This window comes from Nocardia sp. NBC_01730, assembly GCF_035920445.1.
Taxonomy (GTDB): domain Bacteria; phylum Actinomycetota; class Actinomycetes; order Mycobacteriales; family Mycobacteriaceae; genus Nocardia.
In genome coordinates, this window is the sequence record NZ_CP109162.1 from 328,297 (window position 1) to 344,655 (window position 16,359).

12 protein-coding genes and 1 pseudogene are annotated in these 16,359 nt (G+C 68.4%); 3 read left to right on the forward strand and 10 right to left on the reverse strand.

Annotated elements, in window-relative coordinates:
• Window positions 1-109: 109 nt before the first annotated feature.
• A complete protein-coding gene (locus OHB12_RS01515) occupies window positions 110-766 on the reverse strand; it encodes a biliverdin-producing heme oxygenase (RefSeq protein ID WP_327115432.1) in 657 nt (218 codons plus the stop codon).
• Window positions 767-872: 106 nt separating this feature from the next.
• The gene (locus tag OHB12_RS01520; RefSeq protein WP_327115434.1) at window positions 873-2,393 is read right to left on the reverse strand and encodes a threonine/serine ThrE exporter family protein; all 1,521 of its coding nucleotides are present in this window, start codon (window positions 2,391-2,393) and stop codon (window positions 873-875) included.
• Between the two features lie 137 nt (window positions 2,394-2,530).
• On the opposite strand from OHB12_RS01520, the gene OHB12_RS01525 reads away from it, so the two are divergent.
• Window positions 2,531-3,385: an LLM class F420-dependent oxidoreductase gene (locus OHB12_RS01525; protein WP_327115436.1), complete on the forward strand. Its 855-nt coding sequence runs from the start codon at window positions 2,531-2,533 to the stop codon at window positions 3,383-3,385.
• A 29-nt stretch (window positions 3,386-3,414) separates the two neighbouring features.
• On the opposite strand, the gene OHB12_RS01530 is transcribed toward OHB12_RS01525, so the two are convergent.
• From OHB12_RS01530 to OHB12_RS01545, 4 genes are all read right to left on the reverse strand, one after another.
• A complete protein-coding gene (locus OHB12_RS01530) occupies window positions 3,415-5,319 on the reverse strand; it encodes a vWA domain-containing protein (protein WP_327115438.1) in 1,905 nt (634 codons plus the stop codon).
• 151 nt (window positions 5,320-5,470) lie between these two features.
• Window positions 5,471-7,105 carry an ABC transporter permease gene (locus OHB12_RS01535; protein ID WP_327115440.1) on the reverse strand — a complete coding sequence of 545 codons (1,635 nt, stop codon included), beginning with the start codon at window positions 7,103-7,105 and terminating at the stop codon, window positions 5,471-5,473.
• Complete coding sequence (locus tag OHB12_RS01540) at window positions 7,102-8,034, reverse strand: ABC transporter ATP-binding protein (protein ID WP_327115442.1); 933 nt, start codon at window positions 8,032-8,034, stop codon at window positions 7,102-7,104. Before OHB12_RS01540 ends, OHB12_RS01535 begins: the two co-directional genes overlap by 4 nt.
• Window positions 8,034-8,687 carry a TetR/AcrR family transcriptional regulator gene (locus tag OHB12_RS01545; RefSeq protein WP_327115443.1) on the reverse strand — a complete coding sequence of 218 codons (654 nt, stop codon included), beginning with the start codon at window positions 8,685-8,687 and terminating at the stop codon, window positions 8,034-8,036. The genes OHB12_RS01540 and OHB12_RS01545 overlap by 1 nt, the downstream gene beginning before the upstream one ends.
• Before the next feature lie 101 nt (window positions 8,688-8,788).
• Here OHB12_RS01545 and OHB12_RS01550 point away from each other — a divergent pair, with 101 nt between their 5' ends.
• Entirely contained in the window at window positions 8,789-10,720 is a 1,932-nt protein-coding gene (locus tag OHB12_RS01550) for an acyl-CoA dehydrogenase family protein (RefSeq protein WP_327115444.1), read from the forward strand.
• Between the two features lie 58 nt (window positions 10,721-10,778).
• Here OHB12_RS01550 and OHB12_RS01555 read toward each other — a convergent pair.
• The 4 genes and pseudogenes from OHB12_RS01555 to OHB12_RS01570 all read right to left on the reverse strand — a co-directional run.
• Window positions 10,779-11,072: pseudogene (locus tag OHB12_RS01555) on the reverse strand (phosphatase PAP2 family protein); the annotation flags it as partial.
• Between the two features lie 306 nt (window positions 11,073-11,378).
• On the reverse strand, window positions 11,379-12,275 hold the full coding sequence (locus tag OHB12_RS01560) for a nuclease-related domain-containing protein (protein WP_327115446.1): 897 nt from the start codon (window positions 12,273-12,275) through the stop codon (window positions 11,379-11,381).
• 102 nt (window positions 12,276-12,377) lie between these two features.
• Window positions 12,378-13,775, reverse strand: a complete 1,398-nt coding sequence (locus OHB12_RS01565) for a DUF2252 domain-containing protein (protein WP_327115448.1) — start codon at window positions 13,773-13,775, stop codon at window positions 12,378-12,380.
• A gap of 50 nt (window positions 13,776-13,825) precedes the next feature.
• On the reverse strand, window positions 13,826-15,520 hold the full coding sequence (locus OHB12_RS01570; protein ID WP_327115450.1) for a GMC family oxidoreductase: 1,695 nt from the start codon (window positions 15,518-15,520) through the stop codon (window positions 13,826-13,828).
• Window positions 15,521-15,684: 164 nt separating this feature from the next.
• On the opposite strand from OHB12_RS01570, the gene OHB12_RS01575 reads away from it, so the two are divergent.
• Window positions 15,685-16,335 (forward strand): CDP-alcohol phosphatidyltransferase family protein, encoded by a 651-nt coding sequence (locus tag OHB12_RS01575; protein WP_442799933.1) that lies wholly within the window; start codon window positions 15,685-15,687, stop codon window positions 16,333-16,335.
• The last annotated feature ends 24 nt before the right edge of the window (window positions 16,336-16,359 follow it).

Sequence of the window (16,359 nt, forward strand, 5' to 3'; positions counted from 1 at the left end):
GACTGTCTCACGCCATGTCCGTCCACGCAGGGCACGGCGGAATCCGCACCCGCCGAAGGGGACCCGACTCGCTGTTCGCAACCACGGTCGTCCGGGGTGATCGCCTCACCTACTGGGCGGCGGGGAACTGCTCGGCAAGCTCCTGGAAGACCGCGGTGTTCATCGCGAAGGCGCGCCGACCCTCGTCGAGCACGCGGCGGCGCTCCAGATCGTCGAGCGGCAGCCGGTCGAGCAGGTCGCGATACTCGCGCTTGAACGCCGCCGGGTTGCCGACGCGGTCGAACACGTAGAAGCGCACACCGTCACCGCGGTGCGGCAGGTTCCACAGCTTCTCCGCGGTGCCGCGGATGACCTGTCCGCCGGACAGGTCACCGAGGTAGCGGGTGTAGTGGTGGGCGATGTAGCCGGCGGGCCAGTCGCGGGCGCACTCGTCGATGCGCTCGGCGTACGCGGCGGTCGCGGGCAGCGGTTCGAGGCCCGTGCACCACTCGGCACCGATGAGGTGGGCGAGGTCGCGCTCGAGTTCGACGGTGCGCGCGAGCTCGGGCCGGATGAACGGCCCGGCGATCGGGTCGTCGGCCAGCGCGTCCGAGCGCCCCTCGAGCGCGCGATAGATGAACCAGAGCTGGCCGGTGTAGCGGTGATACGAATCGACGCCGAGCGCTCCGCCGAGCATGTCGCTCATGAATCGGGAGTTCTCCGCCTCCGCGTGCTGCCGCGCGGTGGCGCCGCGAATCTGCGTCGAGAACGGGACTGCCTCCGCCATATCCGAACCGCCTCCCCTCGCGCCGGGGCGGCCACGGTATCCGGCTGCCCTGATCAACCGATACGAGGGTACCGGGTGGGTACAGGTCCGGTAGGCATCTTGCCGCTCACTGAACCGGCGCCGACCGGCGGCGACGCCGCACGATCGGGCGTCGTAGCGAGCCGAATCGCCGCAGTATCTGTGGCCTTCGGACGGTCCGGTCGAACCACTCGCCGAGCGTAACGCCTGCCGCCAGCGCGCAGCCGACGCCGACCGCCGCGAGTAGTTGGTTGGCTCCGATCAGCAGTTCGTCGTTGAGTAGCGCGGACAAGCCGCGATAGACCTTGAGGCCGGGTAGCAGCGGGGTGATGCCCGCGACCGCGACGACCAGCGGGGGAGTCAGCGCCCGGCGGGCCATCAGACCACCAGCCAGGCCGACCAGCGTCGCGGCGACGGCGGAGGAGATCACCGGACCGAACCCGGCTTGCTGCGCGAGCAGGAAGCAGATGGTGCCCGCGGCGCCGCTGCCCGCGGCGGCGGCGAGGGCGCGGCGTTCGGCATAGCAGGCGAGCGCGAAGGCCAGCGCCACGACCGCGCCCGCCATGATCTTCACCGGCAGGTCGGTGAAGTCGCCGCCGGAGGTGAGATAGACCGGCGGCACGGTGGCGTCCACCAGATCGGCGATGCGCAGCGTGAGCGCGATGCCCGCGATGATCCCGCCGGTCATCATCATCACCTCGAGCATGCGGGCGGTCGCGGTGATGGGGGCGCCGGTGATCGCGTCCTGTACCGAGCCGACCAGTTGTAATCCACTGAGTAGCACGGTGATTCCCGCCGCGATGATCAGGGTCGGGTCGATGTCGATGTGCAGCCGGGCGGCGAGGGTCGCCAGCACGATGGCCGGGATCGCCGCGATCGCGCCGCCGACCACGTGTTGGAAGAAGAATGGCAGGCCGTAGCGATTGAGCACCCGGTTGGTGCGGTCGATCGCCGCGGTGCTGGCGAAACTGACGGCCGCGACGAGGGCGCCGCCGCCGAGCAGTGCGGCGATCGCCGCCGCCATGAGCGACCAGGCCAAGGTAGCGGTCCAGCGTTGATAGGGGTGCGGGGCCGAGGTGATCGCATCGAGAGCGGCGCGCGCCTCGTCCGGCGGAATCAGCTTGTTGCGGATCCGACGGGTCAGCCGGTCCACCGCGGCGAGGCGCGTGAAATCCAGGGACCGGTAGTGCACGATCCGAGCGGCGCTCGCCGGTGGCAGCTGCGGTCCGCGGTCGGCCCAGATCCTGATGGCGTCGTAGGTGACATCAACGCTGCAGCGGGACAGGCCGTAGGTGGCGGCGATGAATCGCACCGTCGTCGTGGTGTCGACAACACCGGTGCCGGAGGCGAGCACAACTTCGCCCACGCGGACCGCGAGATCGAGGACCTCGGCGACGCGGGCGTCGTCGGTGAGGTCGATCGGCTGTAGCGGCGCCGGCGCCGAGACGATGGTGTCCGCGGTCGCCTGACGGTCCGCGACGAGCAAACCGACGGCTTGGCTGACGACGGGAATCCGGCGGGCCCGCCGCAGCCGCAACCCGCGGCGCCAACCGAGGTGGTCGACTCGCTCGGCGGTGATGTCGCCTCCGGAAAATGTGTCAGGACCCATGACCGCGAACCTAGTCACTGGGCGTGTCCTTGGCATCAGGGCGCGTCAGGGCGGGCGTGTCGGATTGCCGGGGCTCTTGGTCGGTCTCGCGAATCGTGATAGAACTTGTTCTAATTTCGGCGATGGGAGCGGGTACGATGCGGTACGGAATCGTGTTGTTCACCAGCGATAGGGGAATCAGCCCCGCGGATGCGGCGGTGGCCGCCGAACGTGCCGGTTTCGACACGTTCTATGTGCCCGAGCACACCCATATCCCGGTGGTCCGCGCGGCGGCGCATCCACGCACCGGCGACGCGAGCCTGCCCGACGACCGCTACCTGCGCACCCTCGACCCCTGGGTGGCGCTCGGCACGGCGGCCGCCGTGACCAGTCGCATCGGGCTGTCCACCGCGGTGGCGCTGCCCGCCGAACACCATCCGATCACGCTGGCCAAGACCATCGCCTCGCTGGACCATCTGTCCGGCGGCCGGGTCAGCCTCGGCGTGGGATTCGGGTGGAACACCGATGAGCTGGCCCACCACGGTGTGCCCGCGGGCAAGCGAAGGACTGTGCTGCGCGAGCATCTGGACGCCATGCGCGTCCTCTGGACCGAGGAGGAGGCCGACTTCGACGGGGAGTTCGTGACCTTCGGTGCCAGCTGGTCGTGGCCCAAGCCGGTGCGGAAGCGAATCCCCGTGCTGCTCGGTGCGGCGGGGACCGAGAAGACCTTCACCTGGCTGGCGAAGAACGCCGACGGATGGATCACGACCCCTACCGAGAACGGTCTGGATGACAAAATCGCACTTCTGCACCGGATCTGGCACGAGCACGATCGCGCGGACACGCCCCAGATCGTCGCCCTCGCCGGTCGGCACGACGCGGCGCAGCTGAAGCAGTGGGCCGAATTCGGCGTCACCGAAGTGGTTTACGGGCTGCCCGACCGCTCAGCGGACGACGTCAGGGCCTATCTCACGCGGCTGGCGGAGAAGCTGGGGATCGAGGAAACCCGGTGACGCCTGAGCGCCACCGGTTTCGCACGGCGCTAGCCTCGCCTGCGGGCCACCAACAGGCCTGCGATCACCGCGACAACGCCGACGGCGCCCGCGCCGAGTCCCGCGACCAGAAGCCACTTCGTCGCTGACCTGGTGTCCGCGTCGGCGGTGGGCGCCGCCGCAGTGCGCGGCCTGCCGTTCGCCTTGCCCGCGCCGGTGGCCTTCTCGCCGAAGACTCCGTCGTCGATGCCGGAGGAGTACGTCGGTCCGTTCTCCCGCGCGCCGCTGACGGTGAGATCCAGCTGGATCGATACCGGTGCGGCATCACCCTGCTCGAAGGTCGAGCCCACCTTCACCGCGAGGTAGTACCAGCCCGCCACCGACTCTCTGCGGGCTTTGATGTCGTCGGCGGTCCGGTTGGCGTAGCGGATGGGAACCGTGGCCATCGGCTTGTCCGTCGGCAGGACGGTGTCGGTGCCGGTGTAGGCGGCGAAGTCGGAGTCGATCTCCTGGCGAATCGGGCTGTAGAGCGTAGTACGGATACTGGAGAGGTTCTCGAGGCCGCGCCCGCCGTTGCCGCCGAAGCGCACCCGGTAGGCGAGGCCTTGGCCCCAATCCAGCCGGACCCGATAGAACACGAACTCGCCTTGCCGGAGGGTGTCGGTGTAGCGGCCGCTGCCCGTTAGTGGCGTGGCCACGTTGAACGATCCGCCGCCGATGGCGGGTGTGCCCGAGCCGGTGGGCTCGGCGAAGGCCGTCGGCGGCGGTGTGGCGGCCGGGCCGGGATCGGTTGCGGCGGGTTCGATACCGACCAGCAGTTCGATCGGCAACCGCTCCGGAACGCCCGTGGAGACCTTGTCCCAGGTCAGGGCGAAGAAGTAGCGGCCGCCGCCACGGCACTTGTCGGAGCTCGCGCTGCCGGTGTGCTCCTTGGTCGCGCCATCCCAGGCCTTGGCTACGGTCAGCGCTGCGCCGTCACTGGATGCGGTGCTCAACTCGGACTCGAAGACGTGACAGTCCTGGCCGTCCTCGCCGTACACGCGCAGCTGCAACGTATTCAGGTCCTCGGTCGACGAGATGTCCGGCAGACGCGGAAACGACACCGTGCCACTGAAATAGGCGGTCGCCCCGGCGGGTACGTCCACCGCCCAGTACCGCTTCTCCCGCTGGCCGATCGTGTCCAGGTGCTGGCCGGGCGCGGCCACCGGCGCGGTCTCGTAGCCGCCGGTGCCGGTGATGGGCGTTCCCGCGGTCTGGTAGTTGCGCAAGGCGGCGGCGCTTACGCGCGGCAGGATGCGTTCCAGCGCGCGGCCGTCGGCGGCATCGGTGTAGGTGCCGCCGGTCGCCTGCGCCATACAGGTCAACTGGGCGCGTGCCCTCGCGTCCACCGCGAAGCCGATCGCGTGCATGATCAGGTCGACGCCGCGCTGCTTCACCTCGCGCGCGACCTCGCACGGGTCGGGTGGGGAGCAGGTGTCGTCGCCATCGGAGACCAGCACGACAGAGCGCGGGCCGGAGCTGGGGAGGGTATCGGCGGCCTGGCGCAGGGCGGTACCCATGGGGGTCCAGCCGCGGGCCTCGATGCCGTCGACCGCGGTGGTCAACGCCGCCTTGTCGAGGGCATCCGGGCGGCGCAGCAGTTGCACGTCTCGGCATCCCGAGGTCTTCTCCGCCTCGGTGTTTCCGGTCCCGGTGCCGTAGGTCATGAGCCCGACCTTCGACTCTGCGGGTGCGGTGTCGACGAAGGTGCGGACCGCGGTCTTCGCGGCGTCCATCATGGTTCCGGCCGGGTCCGGTCGTTGCATCGATCCGGACGCGTCCAAGATCAGCATGGTCGGCGCGTACTGCGGGGGTTGTTCGGCGCCGTTCGGCTGTGCCGATGCTCCGGGGGCGGCGAGCGCGGCAGCGATCAGGCAGATGGCGAGCGCGGTGGTGAACTCGGTGAATCTCGGCATGGTCCTCGTCGGGGTGTTCGCCTGCGATATCGCGCGGCACCGGGCAATTTCCTGGTAACCGTATTGTCGAACACCGTGTGGCGCGACCCGACCTGCCCCACTACAGGGAAGTGGCCCGCGACGGGTGCGCGTTGGCCACCGATTGTTCTGATCAGCGCAGGTCGCGCCTGCGAAACGCGGCGATACCGACGCCGAGCAGGATCGCGGTGATTCCGAGTAGCCACAGCACCGGCTGCGCCTGGAACTCCGCGCCGGGCAGCTTCGGCGGATGGATGTAGGGCACCAGATCCACCATCCACTGCGGCAGCCCGTCCAGGGAACCGACGAAGTAGAGCACCACCATGGCGCTGAGCACGCCCCACGCGACCGGAGTGAACCGCGGTACGAGACCGTACAGGGCCACCGTGATGCCGGTGACCACCCAGACCGCGGGCAGTTGCACGGCCGCCGCGCCGATCGACTGCGGCAACTTCGTCCCCAGATCGCCCGCCGAGGAGCCGTACACGACGCCGATCGCGGCACCGGCGACCAGCAACGCCGTCGCAGGACCGAGTAGCGCGAAACCGATATGGCTGAGCGCGTATCGGGAGCGACCGACCGCGCCGGACAGCGTGGCCTCGGCGCGTGCGCTGGACTCCTCGTCGTGCAGCCGCAGGGCGGCGGAGATCGAGTAGGCCGACGCGGCCGCGGCGAGCATCGCAATGGCATAGGTGATGAACGACTGCTGCAACTGCTCGGAGCCACCCATCCTGGTGACGATGTCGCGAATGGTGGCGCTGCTATCGAGCATGTCGCCGACGCTGTTGACCGCGCCGCCGATCAGCAGGCCGTAGAGGGCGAAGCCGACGGTCCAGGCCAGCAGCGTGCCGCGTTGCAGCCGCCAGGCCAGTCCGAGCGGGCCGGACAGGCTGGGGGCCGCGGCCGGCGGTCCGGGACGCTCGGCGAGCAGCCCCGAGCCGGTGTCGCGGTTGCCGAGCAGCGCGTACGCGGTGGCGGTGCCGAGCACCGCGACGGCGCACAGCGGGATCAGCACCCACCAGCGTTCGCTCGCGTACGGCCGGATCTGCAGGCACCAACCGATCGGCGAAAACCAGGACAGCACACCGTTTCCGGCGTCGCCGACGGCCCGCAGCGCGAACGCGGCGCCGAGCGTGCCGAACGCCACGCCGCGCGCCACCCGCGCGCCCGCGCTCACCTGGGCCGCCACCGCGGCGACGGAACCCCAGAGGATGCCCGATGCCGCGAGCGCGGCGCCGAAGGCGAGTGAGCCCGCGCCGGGCAGGTCGTTGCCGTAAAGCGACAAGGCACACACGATTCCGGCGAACAGCGCGCCGGAATAGGTCATGATCAGCGCGGCGGTGAGCCCGGCATAGCGGCCGATGCTGGTAGCGCCCACCAGCTCAGCGCGCCCGGTCTCCTCCTCGACCCTGGTGTGCCGGATCACCGTCAGCACCGTGGCGATGGCGATCATGGTGTACATGGCGCCTGCTTTCCAGGTGCCGATCGAACCGAACTCGGAGCTGAACACCGGGCCGTACATGGCGAGCAGCGCCGGGCTGTCCGCCGTGGTTCTGGCGAAGCTGTCGAGCTCGGCCTGGGTGTCGTACAGATCCTTGATGCTGGCGATCTGGAAAGCGGGCATCAGACCGATCAGCAGCGTCCACAGCGGCAGCACGATCCGGTCCCGCCGCAGATACAGCCGCAGCAGCTGGCGGGTGCCCGCGAAATCGCTGGAGTCGCCGAATACCGGTGCCGAGGCGGTGCGGTCGGTGGTGGAGATGGTCATGCTCGCACCTTCTTCCCGGTGGTCGCGGCGGTGTCCGGTGCCTCGCCGTCGACGTGGTAGTGCCGCAGGAACAGTTCCTCGAGCGTGGGCGGAGCGCTGATCAGACTGCGCACGCCGGCGTCGCCGAGCACCCGGATCAGCTCGCCGAGGTGCTCGCCCTCGACCTGGCAGCGCAGCGTGGCGCCGTCCCGCTCGATGTCCTCCACGCCAGGGATACGGCTGAGATCGCCGGGTTCGCCGAGTAATTCGGCGGTGATCGAGGTGCGCGAGAGGTGGCGCATGTCTGACAGTGAGCCGCTCTCCACCGTGCGCCCGGCGCGGATGATGGTCACCCGGTCACACAGCGCCTCCACCTCGGAGAGGATGTGGCTGGACAGCAGGACGGTGGTGCCGCGCTCCTGCGCCTCGTTCACGCATTCCCGGAAGACCTGCTCCATCAGCGGGTCGAGGCCCGCGGTCGGCTCATCGAGCAGTAGCAGATGCACATCGGAAGCCAGTGCGGAGATCAGCGCGACCTTCTGACGGTTGCCCTTGGAATAGGCGCGCGCCTTCTTGCGCGGGTCGAGGTCGAACCGGTCGATCAGTTCGCCGCGGCGTTTATCGTTGATGCCGCCCCGCATCCTGGCAAGCAGGTCGATGGTCTCGCCGCCGGACAGCGACGGCCACAGCGTGACATCGCCGGGGACATAAGCCAGTTCGTGGTGCAGGGCGACCGCGTCGGCCCACGGATCGCGGCCGAAGATCCGAGCCCGGCCCGCGGTGGCCCGCAGGATGCCGAGCAGTACCCGGATCGTGGTCGACTTGCCTGCGCCGTTGGGTCCGAGGAAGCCATGGATCTCGCCCTCGGTCACACTGAGATCCAGTCCGTCGAGCGCGGCGACGTGTCCGAAGGTTTTGCGGAGATCGTGGACTTCGATGACGTCGGACATCAGTTCTCCTTGGTGAATGTGTCCAAGATCGTTGGATCGGTGAGGAGGCCCTGGGTGTAGAACTCCAGGGCGGGTGCGGTGAGTTCTTCGGTGAGTTCGCGAACAGCCTTGCGGTAGTCGATCTTCTCGCCGTGTTGCCTGCGCATCTGCATGTACAGCAGAGTGGCGCCGACATTGAGCAATATCAGGTATCTGGCGCGTGCCGCCGGGTCGCGACTCGGTTTGATCATGCCCGCCTCGACCCCCTGCTCGAGGTACCCCTCGGCGTCGGAAACCATGTGATCGAGTAGCGATTTCGCCATCGGTCCTCCCGCCTGGAGGCTGCGTACCATGTAGGCGACCAGCGGTCCGTACGACTCGATCTCGGCGAGGGCGTTGAGCATGCCTTTCGCGACGGAGGGCGCCGTGATCGCCTTGAACTTCTCGTCGCGGATCAGTTGCAGAACGCGGTCGTCGCAGGCGACGCGCAAGCCGTCCTTGGAACCGAAGTGATGATTGACCAACCCGGGGGAGACGCCTGCGGCGGCGGCGATCGTGCGGACTCCGACCTGGAATCCGTGCTCGCCGAACACCTCGATCGCGGCGTCGCGGATGCGGGCCGCGGTGGTCAGATCGTCGGCGGGTCCTTGCGAAACGGGCTGTTTGTTAAACACATGTTCAGTATATTAAACGCTTGTTCAAGATTCTAGCAAGGGCTCCGGCGGACATGTCGCGTCAACGTTTTACCGCTCGGGTACCGGGCTATCGTCGAGTTATGACTTCCGGCACCGCAACGACGGCCGATCACCTACGTACTGCACTCGATGGACCCTGGGCGGCCGTCCGCGACGAAGCTCGCATCCAGCTGGCGGGGAAGCAGTTCACCGGGAACCCCTACCTCGACTACAAGGCGGCGCGGGCGCGGGTGCTCGAGCAGATGCGTGCCGTCGCCGCGAACGGCTACGCCGAGCGGGGATTCCGGCGGGAGAACGGCGGAACCGGCGAGCCGGGGGCGGCGGTGGTCGGACTGGAGATGCTGGCCTACACGGATCTGTCGCTGTGGGTGAAGTCGGGTGTGCAGTGGGGATTGTTCGGCGGCGCTGTGGAGAATCTCGGCAGCGAACGGCACCGGGAGCACATAAAACAGCTGATCTCGCTGGATCTGCTCGGATGCTTCGCCATGACCGAGTCCGGACATGGCAGTGATGTCGCGAATCTGGAGACCACGGCGACCTATGATCCGCAGACCGAGGAGTTTGTCGTGCACTCGCCGACACCGTCGGCACGCAAGGACTATATCGGCGGTGCGGCCGAACACGCCAGAATGGCAGCGGTTTTCGCGCAGTTGATCACCAGCGGCGAGAACAAGGGTGTGCACTGCCTGCTGGTGCCGATCCGCGACGAGAGCGGTGCCGATCTACCCGGGGTGACCACCTCCGACGACGGACTCAAGGGTGGCCTGCCCGGTGTCGACAATGGGCGCATCGTCTTCGACCACGTGCGCGTGCCCCGGGAGAACCTGCTCAACCGCTACGCCGATGTCGCGCCGGATGGCGCCTACAGCTCCGAGATCGAGAACCCGAGCCGCCGGTTCTTCACCACGCTGGGCACGCTGGTGCGCGGCCGGGTCAGCGTCGGTGGCGCCGCGGCGGCCGGTGCGCGGGTGGCGCTGAGCATCGCGGTGCGTTACGCACTGAAGCGGCGCCAGTTCGCCGACCCGGACACCGGCGCGGAGACGGTGCTGCTGGATTACCGCAGCCACCAGCGTCGCCTGCTGCCGCTGGTCGCGAAGTCCTACGCGCTCGCGTTCGCGCAGAACGACCTGGTACGTCGGATGCATCTGGTGCAGACCGGCCAGGACCTCGAGCCGGGCGCGCAGCGTGCGCTGGAGAAGCGCGCGGCGGGCCTGAAGGTCGCGCAGACCGAGCACGCCACCCGTGCCATCCAGGAGTGCCGCGAAGCGTGCGGCGGCGCGGGCTATCTGACCGAGAACCGGCTCGTCACGTTGAAGGCGGACACCGACGTGTTCACCACCTTCGAGGGCGACAACATCGTGCTCACCCAGTTGGTGGCCAAGGAGCTGCTCACCGCCTACGCCGACGAAGTGCGCGACCTGGACGCGCTCGGCTGGGTGCGCTTCGCCGCAACCATGGCGGGGGATGTGGTGCGCAAGCGATCGGGCGTTCGCCAGCTGATCCAAACCCTCAAGGATCGCGGTGACGAGTCGATCGACGACGGGGACCTGTCGCGTCGCGCGGTGCAGCTGCAGCTGTTCGCCGACCGGGAGGACTACCTGGTCCGCACCGCGGGACACCGGTTGCGCGCCCGGGCCGCGGACACCCGGCCGTTCGAGGCGTTCAACAACGCCCAAGACCACATCCTGGCCGCAGGCGCGGCGCATATCGACCGGTTGGTGCTCGAGGCGTTCATCGAGGGCATCGAGGGCATCGAGGACCCGGACGCGCGCGCGCTCGCCGACTCGATGTGCGATCTGTTCGTCTACTCGACGATCGAGGAGAACCAGTCCTGGTACATCATGCACCGGTTCATGTCGGTCGACCGGGCGAAGGCGGTGCGCCGGGGCGTGAACGAGCTGGTCGACCGGCTGCGTCCGCACGCGCATGCCTTGGTCGAGGCGATGGGCGTGCCCGAGTCGATGCTGGGTGCGGCCATGCTCGACGACGCGAGCGTGTTCGACCGGACGTAGTCCGAGCACCGGCGGGGGGCATAGAAATGCGGCCGCGCCGGAATTCGGCTGCCCAGCACAGCAGTATCACCATCGCGATCGCCGCTGCGGCGCCGCCGAGGATGTCGGTCGGATGGTGGTAATCGAGGCCGACCATCCCGGTGGCGGCCGCCAGTAGTGCCACGCTCGCTACGGCGCACACCGTGCATCGTGTGCGGTGCGTGTCGGCCAGCAGCACGAACGTGCTTGCGATGGCGACGAGGTGGACGGTGTGCCCGCTGGGGTAGGCGAGATAGTCCTGCCACTGCCGTCCCCACAGCGGTTTCAGCAGCCAGGTGTTCACCGCGACAGCGAGTTCCGGCACCACGGCCATCGTCAAGGCCCGGCGCCGGTCACCGCGGTACGCGAACCACGCGCACGCCAGAAGCAGTAGAGGGAGCAGGATGTAACCGTTGCTCGGGACGACGAGCGCCTCGTACACGCCGGGTCGCGCGTCGAGCGCCGACTGGAGGGGATCGGCGATCGCGCGATCGACCGCGGACGGACCGCCGTCGGCGGGCAGGGTGATCGGCACCGCGACGGTGACGGCGGCTCCTGCCGCGGCGACGCCGGTCCGGACGATATTTCCTGAGGCGAACTTCTCCGGAACTGCGAGCACGGGTCGACGATAGTCAGCAGGTCAGCCGGGGCCATAGGTCGATATCGCGGTGACAACGAACCACAGCACCCAGGCGAAGCCGATGATCATGCCGATCACCAAAAGGGTGCGCATGAATGTGCGGCCGAGATCCAGATCGCCGGCCTCCCTCGGGTACAGCTTCCACGGGCTGTACCACGGCGCCTCGATCGTGAAGGCGGACGCCTGCGCGTCCCGTTCGGTCTGCGCCAGTTCCTCCGCGTAGGCCTCGGCCTGCGCCTGGTTCGGTCCGCCGTGCCACAGCGTGATATCGATCGGACCGAGGAAACCTTCGTTGAGCAGGTCCTGCGGTGCGGGCAGATAAGGCAGGATACCGAGGCCGCGGAATGCGACTGCGACGTCGTTGGCTGTCCAGAGGAAGTTCTCCTCTTCGGCGAGCACGTCGAAGTAGTGCCGGAGCCGCCCGGCATCGTCGCCGATGACCACGTCGAAGCTCGGATCGGTCCACGCCTGCTCGATCCGCAACTCGGCGCCGCGCAGTGGGACGATCAGTGCGAGGCCGTGGACGGCTCGTTGTCCGAGGCTGCGGGCGGCGAGCCAGCTTTGCAGCGCGAAAGTGTGTTCGCGGGACCTCTCCAGGGGCGTGCCGCGGTCGCGGCCCTCCGTCGCGGCGGGCGTGCCGTTGATCGTCCACGGGCCGTTGAGCGGGACCTCCAGCACGCCGTCCTGCCGGGCGACGAGCGCCTCGGCCTCGATCACCACACAGCTGGTCGGCGTCCATACCACGGCATCGAACTGGTGCAGCCGGTCCTGGTGGAACAGGCTGCAATTGATGGTCGCGACACCGTGCGGAGTGTCGGGATCCTTCCAGGCGCGCAGCCAATCGATCAACGCCCGCTCGGCATTTGTGCCTGCGGCGTTCTGGACTCGCACGAGCATTGGCGACCGCCCTTCACGTCGACACTCGACAGTGGACAGGATACGAGGTTTCGCGGCGAGTTCGCCGCGCCCACGGCAACAATCGGCGTGTTGGGACCGGGACTACTCCGGCTGTTCTGCCGCGATCCGCCCGGTACGGACCGCGTCGACCAGTTCAGCGTGATCGGCCTCGGTGCGATCGGCATAGCGCACCGCGAAACTCGCCACCGCGTCGTCGAAATGCTCGTCGCCGTCGAAATATCCCGACAGCAGCCGCGGGTCGAGCGAGCGGGAATGTGCTCTGGCCAGCAGCGCACCCGCCAGCCTCCCGTAGTCGTCGAGGTCGCTTGCGGGCAGCTCCGCGGGGTCGATGCTGCCCTTCAGATTGCGGAATTGCCGCACGACGAAAGGCAATTCGACCCCGGCGCCGGTCGGGTCGAGCGACGTCCAGCCGAGCAGGATATCGCTCTCGGACTGAACGAGCCTGGCGCCCTGCACGATTCGCTCCCCTTCGTGCCGGGTTCCGGTCGCGGGCAGGAACGGGGCAAGCGCGGAGGGACCGGCCTGCTTCACCTGGAGGACCAGTGCCTCGCCGTCGTTGCCGTGCAGCAGCGCGAGGTAGGTGTGCAGCCCGACACTTCCGGTACCCACGATCCGAAACGCGATGTCGGACACCGCGAATCGGGCGATCAGGTTGCGCCGGGATTCGCGCAGTGTCCCGGAGTAGCGCTCCAGTCCTCCGATCACCGCGTCGGCGACGTGGTCGTCCACCAGGGTGAGAATCGGTGGGTCGCTGACGAACCGATGTTGGCGGATGCCGGTTTCGTGGTCGTCGAGGTGCTCGGTCCACTTGGCCACCACCTTGGCGCTGGTGTTCTTGCGCGCCTTCTTCGCGGCTTTCTTGAAGTCGTCGAGTAAGTCGTCGGCCTTGGCGCGGCTGATCACCGACTCGTCCGGCAGCGCGCTCCAGGACTCCATGAACGGCATGGTGGCCAAGGCGTCGACGGCCAGGCGGTAGGAGCGGGCGGCGTCGCGCGCCGCCGTGCGGCAGTCGTCCTCGCTTGCGCCGCCTTCGCGCCCCGCCAGCACCAAGCCGGCCGCGAGCCGCTCCAGGTCCCACTCCCACGGGCCAGCGATTGTCTCGTCGAAATCGTTGATGTCCATGATGATTTCGCCGCGAGGGGTGCCGTAGAGGCCGAAGTTCGCGGCGTGCGCGTCGCCGCACAACTGGGCGACGAGCCCACTGTCCGGACCACCCGCCAGGTCGGCCGCCATCAAACCCGCCGCGCCACGGTAGAAGGTGAACGGGGAGGCGATCATGCGGCCGATGCGCAGCGGCACCAGGTGTGGCAGCCGACCGGCGTTGCTCGTCTCGACGAACCCGAGCACGCTGGGACGGCGCACGCTAGTCGCCTCCCGGTCTCGCGTGATGACCGGAACCCGCTGACGCAGCGCACGCCCCTTGGCGCGGACATCGTCGGCGGGCAGGTAGGAGCGCAGGTCGATACCACCTTCTGACACAACGACTCACGCTAGCGGGTGCGTGGCACCGCAACAGTGTGGTGTCGGCCTCACTTCGCCGAGATCGGGGGCTGCGCCGACTCGATCGGCAGCCGCAGCGCGCCGGGCGCCGCAGCAGGCACCGCGGGATGGGCGGGCGCTACCGGTGCGACGCGCCGGTAGGAAGATCCCAGCTCCGGCCGAGCGTCGGGCTCGTTCCGGTTGGGCCAGAACGCCATCGCGCGCTCGGCCTGCGCGGTGATGGTCAGTGACGGGTTCACGCCGAGATTGGCGGTCACCGCGGAGCCATCCGCGATGTGCAGGCCAGGGTGCCCGTAGACCCGCTGGTACGGGTCGACCACTCCCGTCTCTGTGCTGTCGCCGATGACGCAGCCGCCGATGTAGTGGGCGGTCGCCGGAATGTCGAACACGTCCATGATCAGGCCGTGGGTGTCGCCGTCGACTTTCGCGCCGAACCGGCGGCCGATGTCGTGGGCCAGTGGAATCCAGGTCGGGTTCGGCCGGCCGGTGCCTTGCCTGGTCACGAGCTGCCCGTGCCGGCGGAACGAGGTGAGCGAGTTGTCCAGCGACTGCATGATCAGCAAGATCACCGATTTCTCCGACGCGTGCCGTGCGTTGAGGCTGCGCAGGAACACCAGCGGGTGCAGCAGTATCGCCAGCAGGAACCGCAGGATGCGGAACGCACCGCCGTCCACGATCGGTACCGACATCGGGAACAGCGCGTTCTGTCCCTTGCCGTAGTGGCACACCTCGACGTGGGTATCGGCCTCCGGATGGATCGAGGAGGTGATGGCGATACCCTCGGCGAAGTCGCGGCGCGACCGGCTCACCACGTTGAGGATCGCCTCGGAGTTGCTGCGGGTCAGCCCGCCGAGCCGAGGTGACAGGTTGGGCAGCACGCCGTCGTCGCGCATCGTGTGCAGCAGCTTCTGGGTGCCGAGGGCGGCTCCGGCGAACACCACCTGCTCGGCGGTGAAGGTCCTGCGCTGCTTGCGGACCCAGCGGTCGGACCGTCGGGTGTCGACCGCGTAGCCGCCGTCGGGCAGCGGGCGTACGGTGGTGGCGGTGGTCAGCGGGTGTACCTGCGCGCCCGCCTGTTCGGCCAGATAGAGGTAGTTGGTAGTGGTCGTGTTCTTGGCGTTGTGCGGGCAGCCGGTCAAGCATCGCGCGCAGTGCACGCAGCCGTTGCGGCGTGGCCCAGCGCCACCGAAGTACGGGTCGTCGACTTCGGTGCCCGGATCGCTCTCGTTGAAGAACACGCCGACATCGGTCGGGTGGAAGGTGTCGGCGGCGCCGAGGTCCTCGGCGATCTGCTGGATCACCTCGTCGGCCGGGGTCATGCGCGGATTCGGCGTGACGCCGAGCATGCGCTTGGCTTGGTCGTAGTACGGAGCCAGCTCCGCACGCCAGTCGGTGATGTGGGCCCACTGCTGGTCGGTGTAGAAGTTCGGCAGCGGTTCGTAGAGGGTGTTGCCGTAGATGAGCGAGCCCCCGCCGACGCCCGCGCCGGAGAATACGGCGCACTTGCCGAGCAGGCTGATCCGCTGGGGTCCGGTGAGGCCGAGTCGCGGAGCCCAGATCGATTTGCGCACATTCCAATTCGTGCGCGGGATGTCCTGGGCGTTCCACCGTCGACCTGCCTCGAGGACGCCGACGCGGTATCCCTTCTCAGTGAGCCGCAAGGCGCTGACGCTGCCGCCGAAGCCGGAGCCGATCACTACTACGTCGTAGTCGAATGCGGACATGCCTACCTCTCACTCATCTGCCGATAGGTGAGATAATTTCATACTCATTCTGTCATCGTCGAGCTGTGGCGAAAACCATCGTCGCACGGTAGCGGCGGCGGGGATATCGGAGAATCGGGGCGGGGAGATGGCGGCGGCGGGGGTCGGTGCGGTATGCACAGGTCGTGACAACCGAATCGGGCAGAACGGAACCGGGGGAACGCGCGGGCGCCGACGACGCGGACAGCGGCGTCCTCGCCGACCGCGTCCTGACCGTGCCGAACGTGCTCAGCGTGCTGCGCCTGCTCGGCGTTCCGCTGTTCGTGTGGTTGCTGCTGGTCCAGCGGGCCGATGGCTGGGCGTTCACGCTGCTGGTCGCCAGCGGCGTCACCGACTTCCTGGACGGCAAGCTCGCGCGGCTGCTCGACCAGTCCTCGCGGCTCGGGGCGCTGCTCGATCCGTTCGTCGACCGGCTGTATCTGGTCACGACGCTGGCGGCCTTCGTGATCCGAGGCCTGATCCCGTGGTGGGTGGCCGTGATCCTGGTCGGCCGCGACCTCGCGCTCACCCTCACTCTCTCGGTCTACAAGCGTCGTGATCTGCCCCCGCCCGAGGTGATCTACCTGGGCAAAGCGGCCACCTTCGCGCTGATGTCCGCGCTGCCCTGGTTGCTCGCGGGGCAGATGGAGTGGGCGGCCGACGGTTTCGGGCGGGCCTTCGGTGGGGCATTACTGGTCTGGGGTACGGCGGTCTACGTGTGGACCGGCGTTCTCTACACCGGCAAGGCCATCGCGGTCGCAAGAGCGATACCGGCTGTGCCGGACCGGGCGGCGTAGCCGATAGAGTTTGCGTGCAACGTT